Here is a 16,918-nt window from a genome sequence, read left to right as displayed (position 1 = left end):
CCGGAGTTCACCGGTCCCGGTGTCTCAGGTCGCCTCACCCCGCCCTGCTTCAGGCCGTGATCATCGGCTCGATCAACACCCCATGCTCTTCCGGCAAGTCGCTCGGATACGGTGTTCGGTCCATGCGCGCAGCCCGGCATGCTCATGGCGGACGGTTGCCTCGCGTGGCGATCAGTCCCACGATCGAGCGATCACGAAGCGAGGAAGATCGGACGTGACGCCTGCCGAGCGCGTGCCGCGGCCACAGGCCGCGTGCCCTGACTGCGTCAGCGCCTGATCCCGTTCTCGTACTCCTGTCCGCTGATCTTGTCCACGGTGCAGGCCCTGCCGCTACCGGAAACGGTGGGCTCCTTGCCACCGGTCCCGTTGACCCAGCGCACGGTGACGAAGGCGGCGCCGTCCAACCGGATGGCGCCGACGGTCTCCGCGATCACCGCGCTGGAGTTGCCCGTGATCTTGATGGTGTCGGCCGTCTCCACGGTGACGGTGTTGAACCTGCCGCCGATGGTGACCGTTCCACATCTACCGGTGAGCCCGATGGTGTTCGCCTGGCCTTCGATGACGACGTCGTGCCCCGTGCAGTCGGTGGCCCGCGTGCTGTAACTGCTGCCGATGGTGAGTGACGTGTCACTGCCGGCCTCAGCGGCCGCGGTTGTGTCCGGGGTGCTCTTCGAACCGGCAGCGGGTGAACCGATGCCTGCATCGCCACGCGCAGTGCCGGGGCTTGGCATCGCCGCCCCGGTGCTCGGGGCCGGAGCCGGCGCATTGTCCGCGCAGCCGACCGTCGTCGAAAGTGCCAGAGCGATGAGAGTGCTGGAAAGCAGTGTCGTCTTGCGCATGGCAGGACTTCTCCTTCTGGTGAATTCGCTGAGACCCGGAATTCCCGTACCCGCGTCCGCGGGCAGGGCGGAGAGCCAGGTGGATGCACGTACAACGCACCCGAGCGCCGACACCGGGCGGCTGTGGATGTCGCAGAGTCGTCGCCCCGGAACTGCGGATGTCCGCACCTGCGGGGGAGCGATGCTCAACGATCTGGTAGGGCCATCAGTGCGATGCCGGTGAACCCGTCGCGGGGAAGTGGTCCTCCGCCCACACGATCACGGTGGCCAGGGGGATGAGGAAGGCGTCGCCGTGCGGTGAGAGTGCGTAAAGGATTCGCGAGGACGGGCCGGGCGGGACAGTTCGGGAGACGAGGTCAACTGCGGCCAGTTCTCTGAGGCGTTCGGTGAGCATTCGGTCGCTGATGCCAGGGATTCGATCGCGAAGCTGGGCGAAGTCGGCCGGACCTTTAGCCAAGGCCGCGATGATCAGGCCGTTCCAGCGTCTGCCCATCAGGGCGAAGGCCCGATCAGCGGCCAGAAGGGATGCGGGCAGCCGCGGCGCCTGGGACCGGTGCTCCCGCTGAGCGCAGCGCGAGGGGTTCATGATGGCTGTCCTTTCTCCGTGGGCGCTCGGCATCACGGTGCGATGCCTCGCGCCGCACATCGTTGTGGCGTCTTGAAGATCGGTTGGATCCATCTGGCCGCACAGTTGGGAATGTCGTCCCCCACCGCCCACATGGGGGTGGGATCGCCCTTTGCGAGGTCAGCCCATGTGGACGGGTGCAGCGCCCTCCGCGTGCTCCTGCTTGCCGGAGTTCATGGCCAGGGCTGTGACCGCTGCGCCCACCAGGAACAGGGCGCCCGCGCCGACGAAGGCCGTGGTGTAGCCGTGCGTCAGTGCCTCACTCGCCTTCGACACCAGCCTGAAGTCCTTGGTGGCGAGGCCTCGGTAGAGACGGGAAGCCGCCTCAGGCAGCTTGTCGTCGGCTGCCGAGGTGGAGATCGTCGACAGAACCGCGAGACCGAGCGCGCCGCCGATCTGCTGGGCGGTGTTCAGGAGCGCCGAGGCGACGCCCGTGTCCAGGTGGTCCACACCGCTGACCGAAGTCACCGTCAGCGGGACGAAGGCAGCTCCCAGTCCTGTGGCGGTGACGAACATCGCGGGCACCAGGTGAGCTGCGTACGAGGAGTCGGTGTCCAGGGTGGCGAACCAGAACATGCCTGCCGCTCCGACCGTCAAACCCAGTGCGGCGATCAGTCGCGGTGCGAAGTGGGTAACCAGCTTGGAGCTGAGGCCTGCGGCTGCGGACATGCCGATGCTGAAAGGCAGATAGGCGAAGCCGGTTTGGATCGCGCTGTAGCCCAGGACCAGCTGCATGTACAGCGTCAGGAAGTAGAACGTGGCGAACATGCCCGATCCGATCAGCAACATCGCGCTGTAACTACCGCTGCGATTACGGTCCTTGAACATACGCAACGGCATCATCGGGCTCGGTACGCGGGACTGGAGGAGCAGGAATACGGACAGCAGTACGGCGGATGTCACGAAGGAGATCAGTGTCAGGCCGTTCGTCCAACCGTGCTCGCCGCCCCGGGTGATGGCGTAGACGAGGGCAAGCAGGCCACCCGTGCCTGTGATCGCGCCGGGTACATCCAGGCGGCCGGGGTGGCGTTCGGCCTCGACCAGGGTCTTCGTTCCGGCGAGGACGGCCAGGCCGACAGGGATGTTCACGAAGAACACCCAGCGCCAGCTGAGAGCCTCGGTCAACGTACCGCCCAGCAGCATGCCGACCGTGGCGCCGATGCCGCCCATGGCGGCGTACACACCCATGGCCGTGTTGCGTGACCTGCCCGCCGGGAAAGTGGTGGTGATCAGAGCCAGCGCGCTGGGAGCGGCAAGCGCGGCGCCGACACCCTGCAGGACTCGGGCGCCGAGCAACAGCCCTTCGTTCGGGGCGAGTCCGCCCGACAGGGAGGCGAGGGTGAATATGAGGATGCCGACCTGGAACATCCGCAAGCGTCCGAACAGGTCGCCGGCCTTGCCTCCGAGCAGGAGCAGGCCGCCGAAGGCGAGTGCGTAGGAGTTGACGATCCAGGCCAGGTTCGCGTCGGAGACGCCGAGGTCGGTCTGTATGGAGGGCAGGGCGATGTTGGTGATGGTGTTGTCAAGAACCATCATCAGCTGAGCGGCGGCGATCACGAAGAGCGCGATGCCCAGGTGTCGGTTGCCCGGGGAGGCCTCAGTCGCATCGGCCCCCGTCTGGGCGGGAGTGGTGATCGTGCTGTCGGCAGACAACGGAGAACTCCTTAGGAGGGTCGGAAAGCGCGGCAATTCCAGTGGAGCGAGAAAGGGAAGTGGAACATCAGGTTGAGTTCCGGGACGATCGAGACCGCAGGCAAAACCCGTTCCCCATTGCTGATGGAGCTGGATGCGGCGCACAAGCCTGTCTCTAGGTCGAACGAAACATAACACCTCGGCTCTCGGCGACGGGCACCCCCAATTATGTGATTGTTTTCGCGCTTGACGTGGGTGACAGATTTGTGATCGAGCGGCAGGGTATCGAAATTCCTTCGAGCGTTGATTGGCGACTCTGTCAAATCCAGGATCGTTTTTCGGAGTTCTTGCATACGGAAATCGGCGACCGGAGCGCTGAGGCCGGCCCCGGTCAAGGGAGAGCTGGACCGTGCGTGCGGCGTAACACGAGTGAAGCCGAGATCCGCTGCTCCACAGGGGGCGAGCCCCGGCTCGCCGGCTTCACCGGAAGGAGCCCGATGGCTGTCCCCGCGAGCCCGTGAGCCGGCCTGCTCGGCGACGTCATGGCGGACAATGTCGTATGCCAGAGGCGATGGCAGTCCTGCCCATCGGCTTCACGGACCTCGACTACTTCAGCGACGTCGGCATGCGGATGTCGTCCGTCAAAGTCCGCGTCGTCCCTCACCGCATGCGGTCCGGCGCGATGACGGACGAAGACTGCATCTGGCCGGCCCAACCGATGCCGGATGGAGCGGCCTTCCTGGTCACATCCAGGAAGGCGCCCAGTGCGACCTCCGCGGCTGATGTCTCGTCCTCAGCGTGACCTGGCTCTCATCGGTGCCGAGACCCGGTGTTCACCGAGGGCTCCGACACCGATGAGGCCTGCCTCGCGCCCGTCGCGTGCTGAGTGTGGCTGCGCGAGGGCTGCTTACGCGGGCAACGGTAGGTGGCCTATCACCTTCTCGCCCACCGCTGCGGACTGCCGAAGAGCCTTGTACCCGTAGTCCCGCATGGCCTCTTCGTAGGCGCCGATGCCGGCGATGACGTCCTTGTCGCCCCGCGCGGCGGCAAGCAGTTGCCCTCCGAGAACGTGTGCGTCGCGCAGTGCGGTGTTGGCGCCGATGCCCAGGGCCGGGCTCATGGCATGGACGGCGTCGCCCACCACGGTGACGTTCGAGGGTTCCCAGGCACTGACGGGCACACAGCTGCGCAAGGTCAGCGGCTGCACCGTGGCGGTGTCCCACAGGCGGACCGTCTCCACCAGGGCCGGGTGCCAGGAGGCCACGCGTTCCAGTGCATACGCCTTCAGCTGCTCAGGGGTCGCGGTGAACAGTTCGGCGTCGGGCATCATGAGGCTCTTCACCGAGTTGAAGATGCTGAGTGCGTAGTTCTTGGTGGCCTCGTCCTGGAAGTCCGGGTGTTGTTCCTTGACCAGCGGAGAACCGGGGTTGCTGCGCTCCAGTGGGCCGAGCGTGAGTCCGGTCCAGTCGGAGGCATAGGCCAGCGAAAAGGTGTTGAACAGCTGGGCCGGCAGCTTGGCCTTGGTCTCCTCGGTGATCGGGACCTTCGCGGCGATGTGCCGGGCGGCCAGGTCGACGACCTCCACCTGCGGCAGCCGCTGTGCCCGCACGCCGGAGTGGATGCCGTCCGCGGCGATCAACACGTCGGCCTCGACGCTCTTGCCGTTGGCCAGGAGCACAGTCACGGTGCCGTCCGGGTCGGAGCGGTATCCCGTGACCCTCGTACCGAAGTGCACGGCCTTCTCCAGACCGATGTACAGGATCCGGCGCAGTGTCGAGCGGCAGACCACCAGGTGCTCGGGGATGTCGGTGGGCACCCCGGTGCCCTCGGTGGCGGATGTGTCGCGGCCCGGGCGGAGGTTGAGCTGTTCGTCGAACAGCAGCATGTCGTCGTCGGGCATGCCGGAGGTCGCGAGGAACAGCTCCCACAGCCGCGGTTCCAGGGCTGCGTGCAGGGCGGACGTGCCGGTCGAGTTGATGTGGATCCGGTAGCCCGCCTCGCGGGCGGCGATGCCGGTGTCACGCTCGTAGACGGCCACGTCCAGGCCGTGCCGGTTCAGGTAGTGGGCCAGGGTCATCCCGGCAAGGCCACCTCCGGCGATGGCGATACGCGTCCCAGACAAAAGTACTCCCAGTGCAATTGGTTCCGTACGAGGGAGCACACTGGGCCTCTCCGAAAGAGAGAGCGGTTGACGCAGCCAGACGTAACAGCGAATGGCTGCGCCCCGGACTACCGACCGGGATGCAATTTTGTGTGCGATGGAATTGTTCAGCGGAATTTCACCGGTGGGTGCCGGACCGATTTTTTGCCCGCGGCACTTCGTCGTCGCGTCAGAGCGTGCGCGCGAAGAGGTCCAGCAGCGCCGCCCAGTGGCGTTCCGCGGCCTCGGGATCGTAGGCGGCGGTGTCCGCCTGGGTGAAGCCGTGATGTGCGCCCGCGTACACCACGCAGTGATGGTGTACGCCCGCCGCGTCGAGGGCCTCGCTGAGACGCTCGATCTGCTCGGGGGGCAGTGCCCGGTCCTGGTCGGCGTGGCCGAAGTACAGCTCGGCCTTGATGCGGTCGGCGAGCAGGTGCGGGCTGTCGGGCGCGGCGGACGCAAGGTTGGCGCCGTGGAAACCGGCTGCGGCGGCCACTCGGTCCGGATAGGTTCCTGCCGTGCGCAGCGCCAGGCCTGCGCCCATGCAGTAGCCGGTGACACCAATCGGTCCCCGCACGGCCGACGGGCATTCGGCCAGCCAGCGCAGGTAGGAGTCGGCGTCCCGCATCGTCGACTCCGGCGTCAGGGACTGGATGAGCGGCCCGAGTCGCTCGAAGAGCTCCTGGCGCTCGGCCGGGTCCACGAAGTCCGGCAGGTCGATCACCGGCGCTCGTCCGTGGCGGTAGAAGATGTTGGGTACCAGGACCACATATCCGGCCGAGGCCAGACGGTCGGCCATCTTCATCAGATGCGGGCGAAGCCCGAAGGCGTCCATGTAGAGCAGGACGCCGGGAAACGGACCCACCCCGTCAGGGTGTACCAGGTAGGCATCGGCTGTGCCGTCCTGCGTCGCGATGTTCACGGTCGTTCCCTGCGTAGTACTCATACGCATCTCTCTCCCTTTCTTTTGGTCGGAAACTGACGGATATTCGCAATGGGTACAGCTCGGCATTACGGCTCGGGGTGTCAGGTGGTCCCGGAGCCCGATTTTAGCCCGGGCCGGGACCTCTGCAGCGCCCATGAGAAAAGTGACGCTTCCCCTACTCCCCGACCTTGACGCGGTACGGGAAACCTGGTCAGGGAATACCTGAATTGACAGAATGCCCGCAATCTGCTCGCGGAAATGACGTCTGAATTGAGTCGGCACGGATTGGCGCCTGTCCGCACGGGGAGGGAAAGGGGAGTCGATACGTCTCCAGGCTGTCCGTCCCCTCGCTGAGGAGGGCCGCGGTGTACGGACGTCGGTGCCCAGTTCGAGTTGCCGGAGCGCACGCTGTCGCCGACGGCCGAGCAAGCGAGAGGGCAGGTAGCGCAGACAATGGCGGTCGCCGGACTTCAACCCCTCCGGTCCCGTGCTGGCAGGCGTTCCGCAGTCCTGCGGTCTCGGTGAACATCCGTGGTACGTGTCCCGACGAGTACACCCACAGGATGCGCAGAGAGCGGTCGCCGATGTTCCGGAGCAGGCGGGGAGCGGGGAGGGGAGGATGCGGTGTCGGACCGCTTCGGCTTGGTCACCTCGCCGTTCACCACGACAGCCGCCTCGCCCTCCGGGACCGTGACGTGCTCGTCGCAGTTGTGCGAGTGCAGCGGTGCTCCGGAGCCCGACGGGGTAGATGCTCGTCCTGTTGGTGATGAGGTTCCCTCAGCCCGCTGAGGACATGGTGATGAGCGGCGTCGTCACGACGACGCCGCCGTGGTCCAGCGGGGTGCGGACGAGGCCTCGATGACGGCGGTGATCCCCGGTTTCTCTCCGGTCCACGGTCCTGCGCCCTTCGACAGCAGGTTGCGTCCCGGTGATGGGATGTCCTCCGCCGTGCAGCTTTACCTTGCAGTCCTGGAGGGGTGGGCAACCCCGTACCGGGCTGTACTGTCACCTGGCATTGCACGGCGTCGTGTTCCGTGCCCGTAAGCGTCTGCAACGTGCCGGGAAGAAAAGGCAGGTACCGGCCCAAGGGCTGGCGACATGCACGCCGGTTCGGCCGACACACCATCGACTCCAACGCCTTCCGCTTCCTGCGCGCCCCCTGCGGCGGTCGGGTCGAGCACGTCGTCGACTTTGACCGCGTCAACGAGCCCTACGGAACCTGCGTACACGAGACGTCCCCGCCTCACTTCATCCGGGTGCTGTGTACCAACCGCTATCAGGAGAGCCCCGCCTCCTGAATCCTCAAAGCCTGAGAGGGCATCCAGCCATGACCACCGACCGCGGCTACCCCGCCGTCCGCATGTACGGCGGGCCAGTGGTGCCAATGTGCCACCGGACGTACGGCCCCGGTCGTGACCCCGGTCGTTGGAGAGGTACCGATCGACACCACCGCCGACCTCGAGCGAGCCCTCGATGGCGAACGGCACCCCGCTGCCCGAGGGCGCCGCCGCATCGGAGGGCGGTACGCCCGCCACTGACCCGGAGAAGGCAGTCATGTCCTTCCTCCGGGCAGCGCCAAGGGTTCCGGCACGTCCGCTGGTCGTCGAGCTCTTCACCGGCGCGTCGGTCGGCGAGCCGACCTTCCCCGCGTTCCGCTCGGAAAAGCACAGAAGCCGCAAATATTTCCAGAACTCCGTGCTTTGTGCCTTCGAGTCGGCGTCCTCGACGACCCGAGCGCCTCAGTTGCGGCCGTCGAGGGAACTCCGAAACACCCGCCAGGGGCTCCCGGTCGCCGACAGCGCGAACGGCGTGCACTACCCCGGCGAGCGCAGCGCCAGCGTGGCCGGACCCGAACCGCGGGCCGCGTGGCGTCGAAGGTCCGGCGCGAACTGACGGAAAACGCGGCCAAGTTGGGCGTCACCCCACCGGAGCGGGGCCGGCCGACACAGCCGCACGTTTCCGACGGTCTGACAGCCCCGCAGCCCTAGGGCCGTAGCCCATACCCCATAGCCCGTAACCCCATAGCCCATGAGCGGGAGGATGACCCGTGGACATCACCGAAGCCCAGCGCGCCACCTACGAAGCGGTCCTGCGACTGAAGGACGCACCCTTCGTTGCGGAGCGGCCGGCGTACTTCAGCCCGGCCGCCGCAGCCCAGGCCGAGAGCAACAACCTTCAGGCCTATGGCCACTTCGCGCAGACCCTGCTGCCTCTTGAGTACACCGGCTGGATCGACGAGTGCGGTGCGCACGTCGCTTCCTGCTACATCGGCGACTGGTCGCCGCTGCACAAGCTCGTCGTCCGGGGGAGCCAGGCGCAGGACTTCCTTGCCTGGCACGGCATGAGGGACCTGTCCCGCTTTGAGCACGGACAGATCAAGCATCACGTCCAGCTCGACGAGAATGGCTGGGTGGCGTCCGAAGGGGTCCTGTGCCGCGTGGGCGAGGAGGAGTTCTTCTACTCGGCCGGAAGCGGGGACTGGCTGCTGTGGCAGGCGAGTCAGGGCAGCTGGGACGTGGAGATCCAGGACGTCAGCCCCGAGCAGTTCATCTTCGGGATCCAGGGCCCGGCCGCCCTGAACACGATGGAGAAGCTGACGGGGGAGAGCCTGCGGGACATCGCGTTCAGCCGGAGCCGGATGTCCAGCATCAACGGAACCCCCGTACACATCCTCCGTACGGGCATCTCGGGCGAACTCGGCTATGAACTGCACGGCCCGGCCGGGCATGCCAACGAGATCTGGTCGGCCGCGGTCGAGAGCGGCGGCCAGTTCGGGATCCGCCAGCTCGGATTCCGGTCCCAGCCCGTCCAGCACATCGAGGCGGGCATCGCCACCAACGGCCTCGACTACATCTCCTCGTCCGTCGTCACACCCGCCGTGCCCAGGCAGTTCAGGATGGCGTTCCCCGGAGGCAGCTTCGTACCGGAGAACGGCGTCACCGACTACTTCCGCAAGCCCGCCGAACTTGGCTGGGGCTTCCGCAAGGGTGTCCCCGACCGCGACTTCCTGGGTCGCGACGCGCTGGTCGCCGATGCCGCCGAGGCAGAGCCGTACAGGACGCTCGTCGGTCTGCGCTGGAGCGCCTCCGACGTCACCGCCGTCCTCGCCGCGACGCTGGGCGAAGGCGACCTGCCCGACGCCATGGAACTGCCCCGGGGGCGCGGCCCGGTCTTCGACCAGGTTCTCGTCGGCGGACAGTGTGTCGGCGTCTCTACGGGCAGGACGGTCAGCGTGAATCTGCGATCGACCATTTCCCTCTGCGTGATCGACCCGGCCCACGCGGCGCCCGGGACGGAGGTGGTGGTGGTGTGGGGGAAGCCGGGAACCTCGCAGCGCGAGATCCGGGCGACGGTGGCCGCACTGCCCTTCAAGCCCGACAGGCGGCGAACGGACGTCTCCGTGCTGTAGCCGAGGGGCCGGGACGCGCGTCGCCGTGGCCCCGCACACGGCGCGCTGCGTGTACAGCCGCAGGATGTGGGACGCGCGGTACGGTTCGCCGCCGGCGCGATCGGCTTCCACTTCGGTGGCTACGAGCACAGCGGCGGCTGCGGGCACAACTGCCTCGGCGGCTCTGTGCGAGTCTGCCGAGGCTCTGGCGAACGACTGGCCGAGGCCGGTGCTCAACAGTCATCAGGCATGGCTGTACTGCCTGGGTCCGTGCCCTCTCCGACACCACCGCCGGAGGCGGACGGGGGCCTGGCTCCCGGCGGTTTGAGCCCGAGGATCCCGATCCCCGGGAAACAGGTGCCGACGAAGGCACCGATCGGGTTGAAGCGCCCGGATCGGAGGACACCGAGAAAGACCGAGGCGAACGTCGGGAGGAGCAGGGTGTCGGACGTCAGCTGTTGCCCGGTGAGCGCGACGTCCGCTCTGCGATCAGCTCCCGCCACCGGAGCCCTTGACCACCCTCGCCCTCTCGGAGCGGGATCCGCATGCCTCTGCCGGGCAGCTGACCAGAGCTTCAGCGCCGGGTCGGTCGCAATGTGGTGTCGACTCAGGTCGGCTGCCGGTGTCCCCCGGAAGCGGAGCTAGAACGATTTGGCAGACTCTTGCCCCGCCAACAAAATCGATTTAGTATCCCGTCCCTGCAGCAAGGTGCGGGACCAAGGAGGTTGCCGCCGATGTCGACCACGGAGAGTGCCGCCGTCCGGCCGTTGAGGACATTCCCATGGCCGGAGGGCCTGCCTCGGGCGGACCGATGTCTGGTGATGGGCATTCTCAACGTCACACCCGACTCCTTCTCCGACGGCGGCCTGTACGCGCGGACGCGGCAGGCGATCGACCGCGGGCTGGACCTGGCCGCCCAAGGCGCGGACATCGTCGACGTGGGCGGTGAGTCCACCCGGCCGGGCGCGCGGCCCGTGGCCCTGGCCGAGGAACTGGCCCGGACCGTCCCGGTGGTGCGCGAACTCGCCCGCGCTGGGGTGTGCGTGAGCGTCGACACCATGCACGCGCCTGTGGCCCGGGCCGCTGTCGAGGTGGGAGCGTGTCTGATCAACGACGTCAGCGGTGGCCTGGCCGACCCGGGCATGGGGCCGGTGGTCGCCGCGGCGGGTGTCCCGTACGTCGCCACGCACTGGCGTGCGCCCGGCCGGGAGATGGACCGCCATGCCGACTACGGTGACGTCGTCGCCGATGTCACGGTCGAACTCGACGCGCGGGTACGGCAGTTGACCCTCCAGGGGGTCGACCCGGCCCGCATCGTCCTCGACCCGGGGCTCGGCTTCTCCAAGCGGACCGAGCATGACTGGACCCTGCTGGCCGGCCTGGGGACTCTGCGGCAACTGGGTTTCCCGCTGCTCGTCGGTGCGTCGAGGAAGCGGTTCATCGGTGCGGCCCTCGCGAACGGTGGCGCCGGTGATGTGCCGCCCGGAGGGCGCGACTCGGCGACGGCCGCCGTCTCCGCGCTCGCTGCCGCGGGGGGCGCGTTCTGCGTCCGCGTGCACGACGTCCGCGCGAGCCTGGACGCGGTTCGCATGGCCGCCGCGTACGCGGCGGCTCGACTGTGACGGGCCGCCCGTGGAGCCCATGAGCGCCTACGGCGTGCATGGGGCGCACGCAATGCATTCGTAACGCCGTAGTCACCGGAACGAGGGTGCTGCGCTAACGTGCTTAATCGATCTAGTTCGCTTCGGGTATTCCGAAAAGGAGCCGTAAATGACCATCCCCTCCCTCCAGGACGGCATCGACAAGGCCGGATCGGCGATCAAGTTGCTGTGGAAGCCGGGCGCCGAGCCGTGGACCCCCGAGGTCGTCGCGCGTGAGCACTCCGGCTGGCGCCAGGAGCAGGCCTCCTGGCACGAGGGCGTGGCACTGCTCAACCTCTCGCACCATATGTACGACATGTGGATCGAGGGCCCGGACGCCACGCAGGTGCTGGCCGACCACGGCGCCAACAACTTCGAGAAGTTCGCGATCGGCCAGGCCAAGCAGTATGTGCCGGTCACCCGGAGCGGCCACATCGTCACCGATGGGATCCTCGCTCGCGAGGGCGAGAACAAATACCTGCTCAGCGGCATCCCGGCGGCGCAGCACTGGGTTCAGTACCACGCGGAGAAGGGCGGCTACGACGTCGGATTCGTCACCGACCCGTCCTCGGCCTTCCGCCCGGGCGGCGGCGACCCGAAGCTGTTCCGCTTCCAGATCCAGGGACCGCTGGCCGCGGAACTGGTCGAGCGCGCCTTCGGCGGGCCGCTGCCGGAGACGAAGTTCTTCCACTCCACCGCGGTCACCCTGGACGGACACCCCCTCCGCGCCTTGCGCCACGGTATGGCCGGGCAGGTCGGCTTCGAGTTCATCGGTCCCTGGGAGCATGCCGCGTACGTCCACGAGCGGTTCCTGAAGGTCGGCGAGCCGCTCGGCCTGACCCAGATCGGGGCCCTGGCGTACACCTCGGCCAGCGTGGAGAGTGGTTGGATCCCCTCGCCGGTGCCCGGCATCTACACCGACCCCGATCTGCTGGAGTACCGCAGGCAACTGCCCCTGTTCGGCATCGAGGGCAAGCGCCCGCTGAACGGCAGCTACTTCTCCGAGGACATCGAGGACTACTACGTCTACCCGTACGAGCTGGGCTACGGGAAGATGATCTCCTTCAACCACGACTTCCTTGGGCGCGATGCCCTGCTCAAGGCCAAGGACGAGCCGCTGCGCACCAAGGTCACCCTCGTCCTCGACGCGGACGACGTCCGCACCGTGATCGGACAGGGCGAGGACCCCGGCTTCGTGCTCACCTACGCACGCCACCGGGTTGAGACCGCTGCCGGTCTGGCCGGCATGACGATGCAGACCGCGTCGGTCGACCCGGTAGGCACCGTTCTGGCGCAGACCCTGATCGACTCCGAGCACGCCGAACCGGGCACCGAGGTGACGGTGGTCTGGGGTGAGCACCCCGGTGCCGGCGCCGACCCCGAGGCCGACCTCGGCTTCCCCCGTATCCGTGCCACCGTGCAGCCCTCCCCCTTCAACCAGCACGCGCGCACCCTCTACCGCCGCGACCGCTGACGACAGCCGGCTGCACGCGCATCGCGCCGGACTTCCGCGCCCTCGTGGCGGGCGCGGGGGCGGCGCAGGGCCCTCACCTCTGCCTCAGCGGTGCTCGGGGTGCCCAGGAGACGGCACCTCGGACGAGAAAGCGAGACGAAAGACGATGACTTCCGCCGGTACGGCACGAACAGCGGTCAGCACATCACTACTCGAGGACTTCTCCCTGGAGATGACGGGGAAGGACGTCCGCAAACTGGAGGAAGCCAGCGACTCCATTCCCCAGGGCACCCGCATCAACGTCACCTTCCTCGGCAACGAGGACCTGCAGATGCGCCTGGACGCGGCCCGGGCCGTCAAGCGGCTCGGATTCGTGCCCGTACCGCACATATCGGCCCGCCGCCTCGGGTCGAGCAACGACTTCGGACGCTTCCTGGCCGCCCTGCACACAGACGGAACGTCCGACAACGTGTTCGTCGTCGGCGGTGACCCGGCCCACCCCGAGGGCCCCTACGCCGACTCCCTGTCCCTGATCGACACCGGGTTGCTGCAGGAGTACGGAGTCCGGCACGTCAGCATCAGCGGATACCCCGAAGGGCACCCCGAGATCGACGGCACCACGCTGTGGTCGGCGCTGTGCGACAAGTACGCGGCCCTCACCGCGCAGTCCCTGGAGAGCGGCATCATCACGCAGTTCGGGTTCGACGTCGACCCGGTGCTGGCCTGGGTGGAAGAGGTTCGGAGCCGCGGCATCGGGGCCCCGATCAGGATCGGGGTGCCCGGTCCCGCCGGGGTGCGCCGGCTCATGTCCTACGCGGCCCGTTTCGGGGTCGGGACCAGCGCCTCAGTCGTCAAGAAATACGGCTTCTCCCTGACCAACCTCATGGGCACCGCGGGGCCGGACCGTTTCCTGCGCGACCTCGCAGCGGCCCACGATCCTGGCCGCCACGGCGAACTGAAGATCCACTTCTACACGTTCGGCGGACTCAAGGCCACCTCTGAGTGGGCCGCCCGCTTCCGGAAGGAAGGCCTGGCATGACCCTCACGCAAGACGCCCCGGCCCGCACCGCTCCGAGCAAGCCGCACACCCAGCAGGCCTCGCTCATCGTGCAGGGCGCCGACGCGACAGGCATCGTCGCCGCCGTGACATCGGTCCTCGGAGCCCACGGCGCCAACATCGTCTCCCTCGACCAGTACTCCGACAACCCGCAGGGCGGCGCCTTCTTCCAGCGCACGGTCTTCGGCCTGGACAACCTCCGGGTCGCGCTGCCCGCTCTGCGCACGGACCTCGACCAGCACCTCGTGAACGCGTTCGGGCTGAGCTACACACTGCGCGATCTGTCCGTGCCCAAGCGGGTGGCGATCTTCGCGTCGAAGTCCGACCACTGCCTGCTCGACCTGCTCTGGCGCCACCGGCAGGGCCAACTCCCTGTCACCGTCGCCATGGTGGTCTCCAACCACCCCGATGTGGCCGAGGAAGTCCGCAGTTTCGGCATCCCCTTCTTCCACGTGCCCTGCCAGGGCTCGGACAAGTCGGTCGCCGAGGCGGAGCATCTGCGGTTGCTGCAGGGCAACGTCGACTTCGTCGTCCTCGCCCGCTACATGCAGATCCTCTCCGGCGACTTCATCGAACAGGTCGGCGTGCCGATCATCAACATCCACCACTCCTTCCTGCCCGCCTTCATCGGTGCCGGTCCCTACGCCAAGGCCAAGCAACGCGGCGTGAAGCTGGTGGGTGCCACCGCCCACTACGTCACGCAGGACCTCGACGAGGGGCCGATCATCGAGCAGGACGTCGTCCGCGTCACCCACGCCCACACCGCGACCGACCTCACCCGTCGTGGGGCCGACGTGGAACGCGCGGTCCTCTCCCGCGCCGTGCTGTGGCACGCCGAGGACCGCGTCATCCGCGACGGCAACCACACCATCGTCTTCGCCTGACGGCGGGACACGGGACATCCCGCGGACAGGGATACCGCCCGGTGCAGGGAACTGGCGGTCTTGTCATGCGCCGCATCCCGTTCGGCCGAGCCGGCCGTTGCGACGGCCGGCCGGTCACGGCGCCGTACAGCCGCAGTCATGGTGACAGCACACCAGCCCCCCTCACCCGGGCGAATCGTTCCTCATCACAAGAAAGCGGTTCGCCACCATGACCACCACGATCAACGGCATCAGCATCGCTCAGCGGATCCGCTCACAAGTCGCCGAGGAGGTCGCCACAGCTGCCGGTTCGGGGAGGATTCCCGGGCTGGCGACCATCCTCGTCGGCGATGATCCGGCCAGCGCCGTGTACGTCGCCGCGAAACGCCGCGCCATCGAGGAAGCCGGCATGCGCGACTTCCACCGCCACCTGCCCCAGCACGCCACCCAGGACGACGTGGCCGCGGTGATCGACGAACTGGCCGCCGACCCGCAGGTGTCCGGCATCCTGCTCCAGCTCCCCCTGCCCCGGCAGCTCGACGCGGCCGCGCTGATCGACCGTATCCCCGTCACCAAGGACGTCGACGGCCTCACCACCGCCAGCGCTGGTCTGCTGGCCCGCGGGGAACGTGGCCTGCGCCCCTGCACACCCAGCGGTGTCATCGAACTCCTCGACGCCGAGGACGTTCCCCTCAAAGGCGCCCGCGTCGCCGTGGTCGGCTGGGGCGAACTCGTCGGCAAGCCCTTGACCCACCTGCTGCTGCGGCGCGGAGCGACCGTGACGGTCGCCCACGAATTCACCACGGACCTCGCGGCCGTCACCCGGCCCGCCGACATCGTCGTGGTCGCCACCGGCGTCCGCGGCCTCATCGGTCCCGAACACGTCAGGCCTGGCGCGGTCGTCATCGACGTGGGCATCCACCGCACTCCCTCCGGGCTGAGTGGCGACGTCCGTTCCGCCGAACTCGACGGCATCGCCGGTCGCATCACTCCGGTCCCCGGCGGTGTGGGTCCCATGACCATCGCCATGCTCATGGTCAACACGCTGCGCGCGGCGCAATGGGGTGCTGAACACGAGGCCGTCGTGGCCTGAGCGCTCCGTACGGTGAAACCCCACCGCTCGCTGCACGGCAGGCCACATCTCAGGAGGTGAGGAATGGAACGGTTCCCTCCCATGGCGCTTCTCGGCGGGCATCTCGCAACCGGTCTCGTCGACGTCACCAGCGATCCCTCGGCGCTGGATTCCGAGGGCTTCTGGGCTGTCGCGGCCACCTTCGAGGGCCGCCTGACGTGCGCCCGGTTTCGCGACGTGCGACAGGTCGAGGGCCGCGGTCTGCCGGCGTCACGCTGGCACGGGCCGGATGCCGGGACATGGTCCACTTCGCTCGACCGCATCGCATACACGAACGGCGTGGCACGTATCCGCGAGCACATCGCCGCGGGTGAGGTCTACCAGGCGAACCTCTGCCGGGTCCTGTCCGCGCCGGTCACGGCGGACGCCGATGTCACAGCGCTGGCCGGACTGCTGGTGCGCCACAACCCGGCACCCTACGCCGGCGTCATGCGCATCCCGCGGTACGGCATCGAGGTGGCCACCGCCTCCCCGGAACTCTTTGTGCGGCGGGCCGGCAGACACATCACCTCGGGCCCGATCAAGGGAACCGGCCAGACCGAGGCGGACCTGCTGGAAAAGGACTACGCGGAGAACGTGATGATCGTCGACCTGGTCCGCAACGACCTCGGCCGCGTGTGTGTTCCCGGTTCCGTGACGGTCCCCGATCTGTGCGCCGTGGAAAAGCATCCAGGGCTGGTGCACCTCGTGTCCACCGTGAGCGGGCGACTGCGCGAGGGTGCGGGCTGGCCCGAACTACTGGCAGCGACGTTCCCGCCCGGATCGGTCACGGGGGCTCCCAAAGCGAGCGCCCTGCGGATCATCGCCGCACTCGAGAAGTCGGAGCGCGGCCCCTACTGCGGCGGAATCGGCTGGGTCGACGCCGACCGCGGTCGCGGAGAGCTGGCCGTCGGCATCCGTACCTTCTGGATCGACCGGTCCGAAGGACTCCTGAAATTCGGCACGGGAGCCGGAATCACCTGGGGCTCGGAGCCCGAGCGGGAGTGGCAGGAAACCGCGCTGAAGGCACACAGACTGCTTTCCATCGCGTCAGCGGAACGTCCGGGCACGTTTTCACGGCGCGACCTTCGGACGGAGCGGCCTTCTTTCGGACAATCCACCGGTGCCGACTCCCTCAGCAGGGGTTGGCGCTGACGGCAGATGCGGGATCCGCACGGCATTGCCCGCGCGCTGCGCCGGGACTCGTCGCGCAGCGTCGTGCTCGACGTCGACCGGGGCGTGGAG

General features: G+C 67.9%; 14 protein-coding genes. 9 read left to right on the top strand and 5 right to left on the bottom strand.

The genetic code is table 11. The features are described 5' to 3' along the window. Nucleotides 1–266: 266 nt before the first annotated feature. The 3 genes from ACWDEW_RS31085 to ACWDEW_RS31075 all read right to left on the bottom strand — a co-directional run bounded on the left by ACWDEW_RS31085 (nt 267) and on the right by ACWDEW_RS31075 (nt 3,117). Nucleotides 267–839: a DUF3060 domain-containing protein gene (locus ACWDEW_RS31085; RefSeq protein ID WP_450517059.1), complete on the bottom strand. Its 573-nt coding sequence runs from the start codon at nt 837–839 to the stop codon at nt 267–269. Nucleotides 840–1,044: 205 nt separating this feature from the next. Then, on the bottom strand, nt 1,045–1,425 hold the full coding sequence (locus ACWDEW_RS31080) for a winged helix-turn-helix transcriptional regulator (protein ID WP_450517057.1): 381 nt from the start codon (nt 1,423–1,425) through the stop codon (nt 1,045–1,047). Nucleotides 1,426–1,584: 159 nt separating this feature from the next. Beyond that, the gene (locus tag ACWDEW_RS31075; RefSeq protein WP_450517055.1) at nt 1,585–3,117 is read right to left on the bottom strand and encodes an MFS transporter; all 1,533 of its coding nucleotides are present in this window, start codon (nt 3,115–3,117) and stop codon (nt 1,585–1,587) included. A gap of 550 nt (nt 3,118–3,667) precedes the next feature. On the opposite strand from ACWDEW_RS31075, the gene ACWDEW_RS31070 reads away from it, so the two are divergent. Beyond that, the gene (locus ACWDEW_RS31070) at nt 3,668–3,898 is read left to right on the top strand and encodes a hypothetical protein (RefSeq protein WP_450517053.1); all 231 of its coding nucleotides are present in this window, start codon (nt 3,668–3,670) and stop codon (nt 3,896–3,898) included. Nucleotides 3,899–4,003: 105 nt separating this feature from the next. Here the strand turns inward: ACWDEW_RS31070 and ACWDEW_RS31065 are convergent, their stop codons facing one another. Both ACWDEW_RS31065 and ACWDEW_RS31060 read right to left on the bottom strand, forming a co-directional pair. Then, nucleotides 4,004–5,257, bottom strand: coding sequence for an FAD-dependent oxidoreductase (locus ACWDEW_RS31065; protein ID WP_450517052.1), 1,254 nt, complete (start codon nt 5,255–5,257; stop codon nt 4,004–4,006). Between the two features lie 169 nt (nt 5,258–5,426). Continuing rightward, nucleotides 5,427–6,182 (bottom strand): dienelactone hydrolase family protein, encoded by a 756-nt coding sequence (locus ACWDEW_RS31060; protein WP_450517050.1) that lies wholly within the window; start codon nt 6,180–6,182, stop codon nt 5,427–5,429. Between the two features lie 1,452 nt (nt 6,183–7,634). Here ACWDEW_RS31060 and ACWDEW_RS31055 point away from each other — a divergent pair. From ACWDEW_RS31055 to ACWDEW_RS31020, 8 genes are all read left to right on the top strand, one after another. Beyond that, complete coding sequence (locus ACWDEW_RS31055) at nt 7,635–8,054, top strand: hypothetical protein (protein WP_450517048.1); 420 nt, start codon at nt 7,635–7,637, stop codon at nt 8,052–8,054. A gap of 154 nt (nt 8,055–8,208) precedes the next feature. After that, nucleotides 8,209–9,570 carry an aminomethyl transferase family protein gene (locus ACWDEW_RS31050; protein ID WP_450517046.1) on the top strand — a complete coding sequence of 454 codons (1,362 nt, stop codon included), beginning with the start codon at nt 8,209–8,211 and terminating at the stop codon, nt 9,568–9,570. An 800-nt stretch (nt 9,571–10,370) separates the two neighbouring features. After that, nucleotides 10,371–11,171: a dihydropteroate synthase gene (folP, locus tag ACWDEW_RS31045; protein ID WP_450517044.1), complete on the top strand. Its 801-nt coding sequence runs from the start codon at nt 10,371–10,373 to the stop codon at nt 11,169–11,171. 148 nt (nt 11,172–11,319) lie between these two features. Beyond that, a complete protein-coding gene (locus tag ACWDEW_RS31040) occupies nt 11,320–12,663 on the top strand; it encodes an aminomethyl transferase family protein (RefSeq protein ID WP_450517042.1) in 1,344 nt (447 codons plus the stop codon). A gap of 145 nt (nt 12,664–12,808) precedes the next feature. Continuing rightward, entirely contained in the window at nt 12,809–13,681 is an 873-nt protein-coding gene (locus tag ACWDEW_RS31035; RefSeq protein WP_450517041.1) for a methylenetetrahydrofolate reductase, read from the top strand. Further along, a complete protein-coding gene (purU, locus tag ACWDEW_RS31030; protein ID WP_450517040.1) occupies nt 13,678–14,583 on the top strand; it encodes a formyltetrahydrofolate deformylase in 906 nt (301 codons plus the stop codon). The genes ACWDEW_RS31035 and purU overlap by 4 nt, the downstream gene beginning before the upstream one ends. A 208-nt stretch (nt 14,584–14,791) precedes the next feature. Continuing rightward, nucleotides 14,792–15,655 (top strand): bifunctional 5,10-methylenetetrahydrofolate dehydrogenase/5,10-methenyltetrahydrofolate cyclohydrolase, encoded by an 864-nt coding sequence (locus tag ACWDEW_RS31025; RefSeq protein WP_450517038.1) that lies wholly within the window; start codon nt 14,792–14,794, stop codon nt 15,653–15,655. Nucleotides 15,656–15,718: 63 nt separating this feature from the next. Continuing rightward, on the top strand, nt 15,719–16,828 hold the full coding sequence (locus ACWDEW_RS31020) for a chorismate-binding protein (protein WP_450517037.1): 1,110 nt from the start codon (nt 15,719–15,721) through the stop codon (nt 16,826–16,828). The last annotated feature ends 90 nt before the right edge of the window (nt 16,829–16,918 follow it).

The organism is Streptomyces sp. NPDC001100 (assembly GCF_053598575.1).
The sequence above is the reverse complement of the archived record's forward strand: the minus strand, read 5'-3'. Positions and strand labels throughout refer to the sequence as shown.

Coding starts and splice junctions, on each gene's coding strand:
- ACWDEW_RS31085 (WP_450517059.1), bottom strand. CDS start 839: ATGCGCAAGACGACACTGCTTTCCAGCACTCTCATCGCTCTGGCACTT.
- ACWDEW_RS31080 (WP_450517057.1), bottom strand. CDS start 1,425: ATGAACCCCTCGCGCTGCGCTCAGCGGGAGCACCGGTCCCAGGCGCCG.
- ACWDEW_RS31070 (WP_450517053.1), top strand. CDS start 3,668: ATGGCAGTCCTGCCCATCGGCTTCACGGACCTCGACTACTTCAGCGAC.
- ACWDEW_RS31060 (WP_450517050.1), bottom strand. CDS start 6,182: ATGAGTACTACGCAGGGAACGACCGTGAACATCGCGACGCAGGACGGC.
- ACWDEW_RS31055 (WP_450517048.1), top strand. CDS start 7,635: ATGGCGAACGGCACCCCGCTGCCCGAGGGCGCCGCCGCATCGGAGGGC.
- folP (WP_450517044.1), top strand. CDS start 10,371: ATGGGCATTCTCAACGTCACACCCGACTCCTTCTCCGACGGCGGCCTG.
- ACWDEW_RS31040 (WP_450517042.1), top strand. CDS start 11,320: ATGACCATCCCCTCCCTCCAGGACGGCATCGACAAGGCCGGATCGGCG.
- ACWDEW_RS31035 (WP_450517041.1), top strand. CDS start 12,809: ATGACTTCCGCCGGTACGGCACGAACAGCGGTCAGCACATCACTACTC.
- purU (WP_450517040.1), top strand. CDS start 13,678: ATGACCCTCACGCAAGACGCCCCGGCCCGCACCGCTCCGAGCAAGCCG.
- ACWDEW_RS31025 (WP_450517038.1), top strand. CDS start 14,792: ATGACCACCACGATCAACGGCATCAGCATCGCTCAGCGGATCCGCTCA.
- ACWDEW_RS31020 (WP_450517037.1), top strand. CDS start 15,719: ATGGAACGGTTCCCTCCCATGGCGCTTCTCGGCGGGCATCTCGCAACC.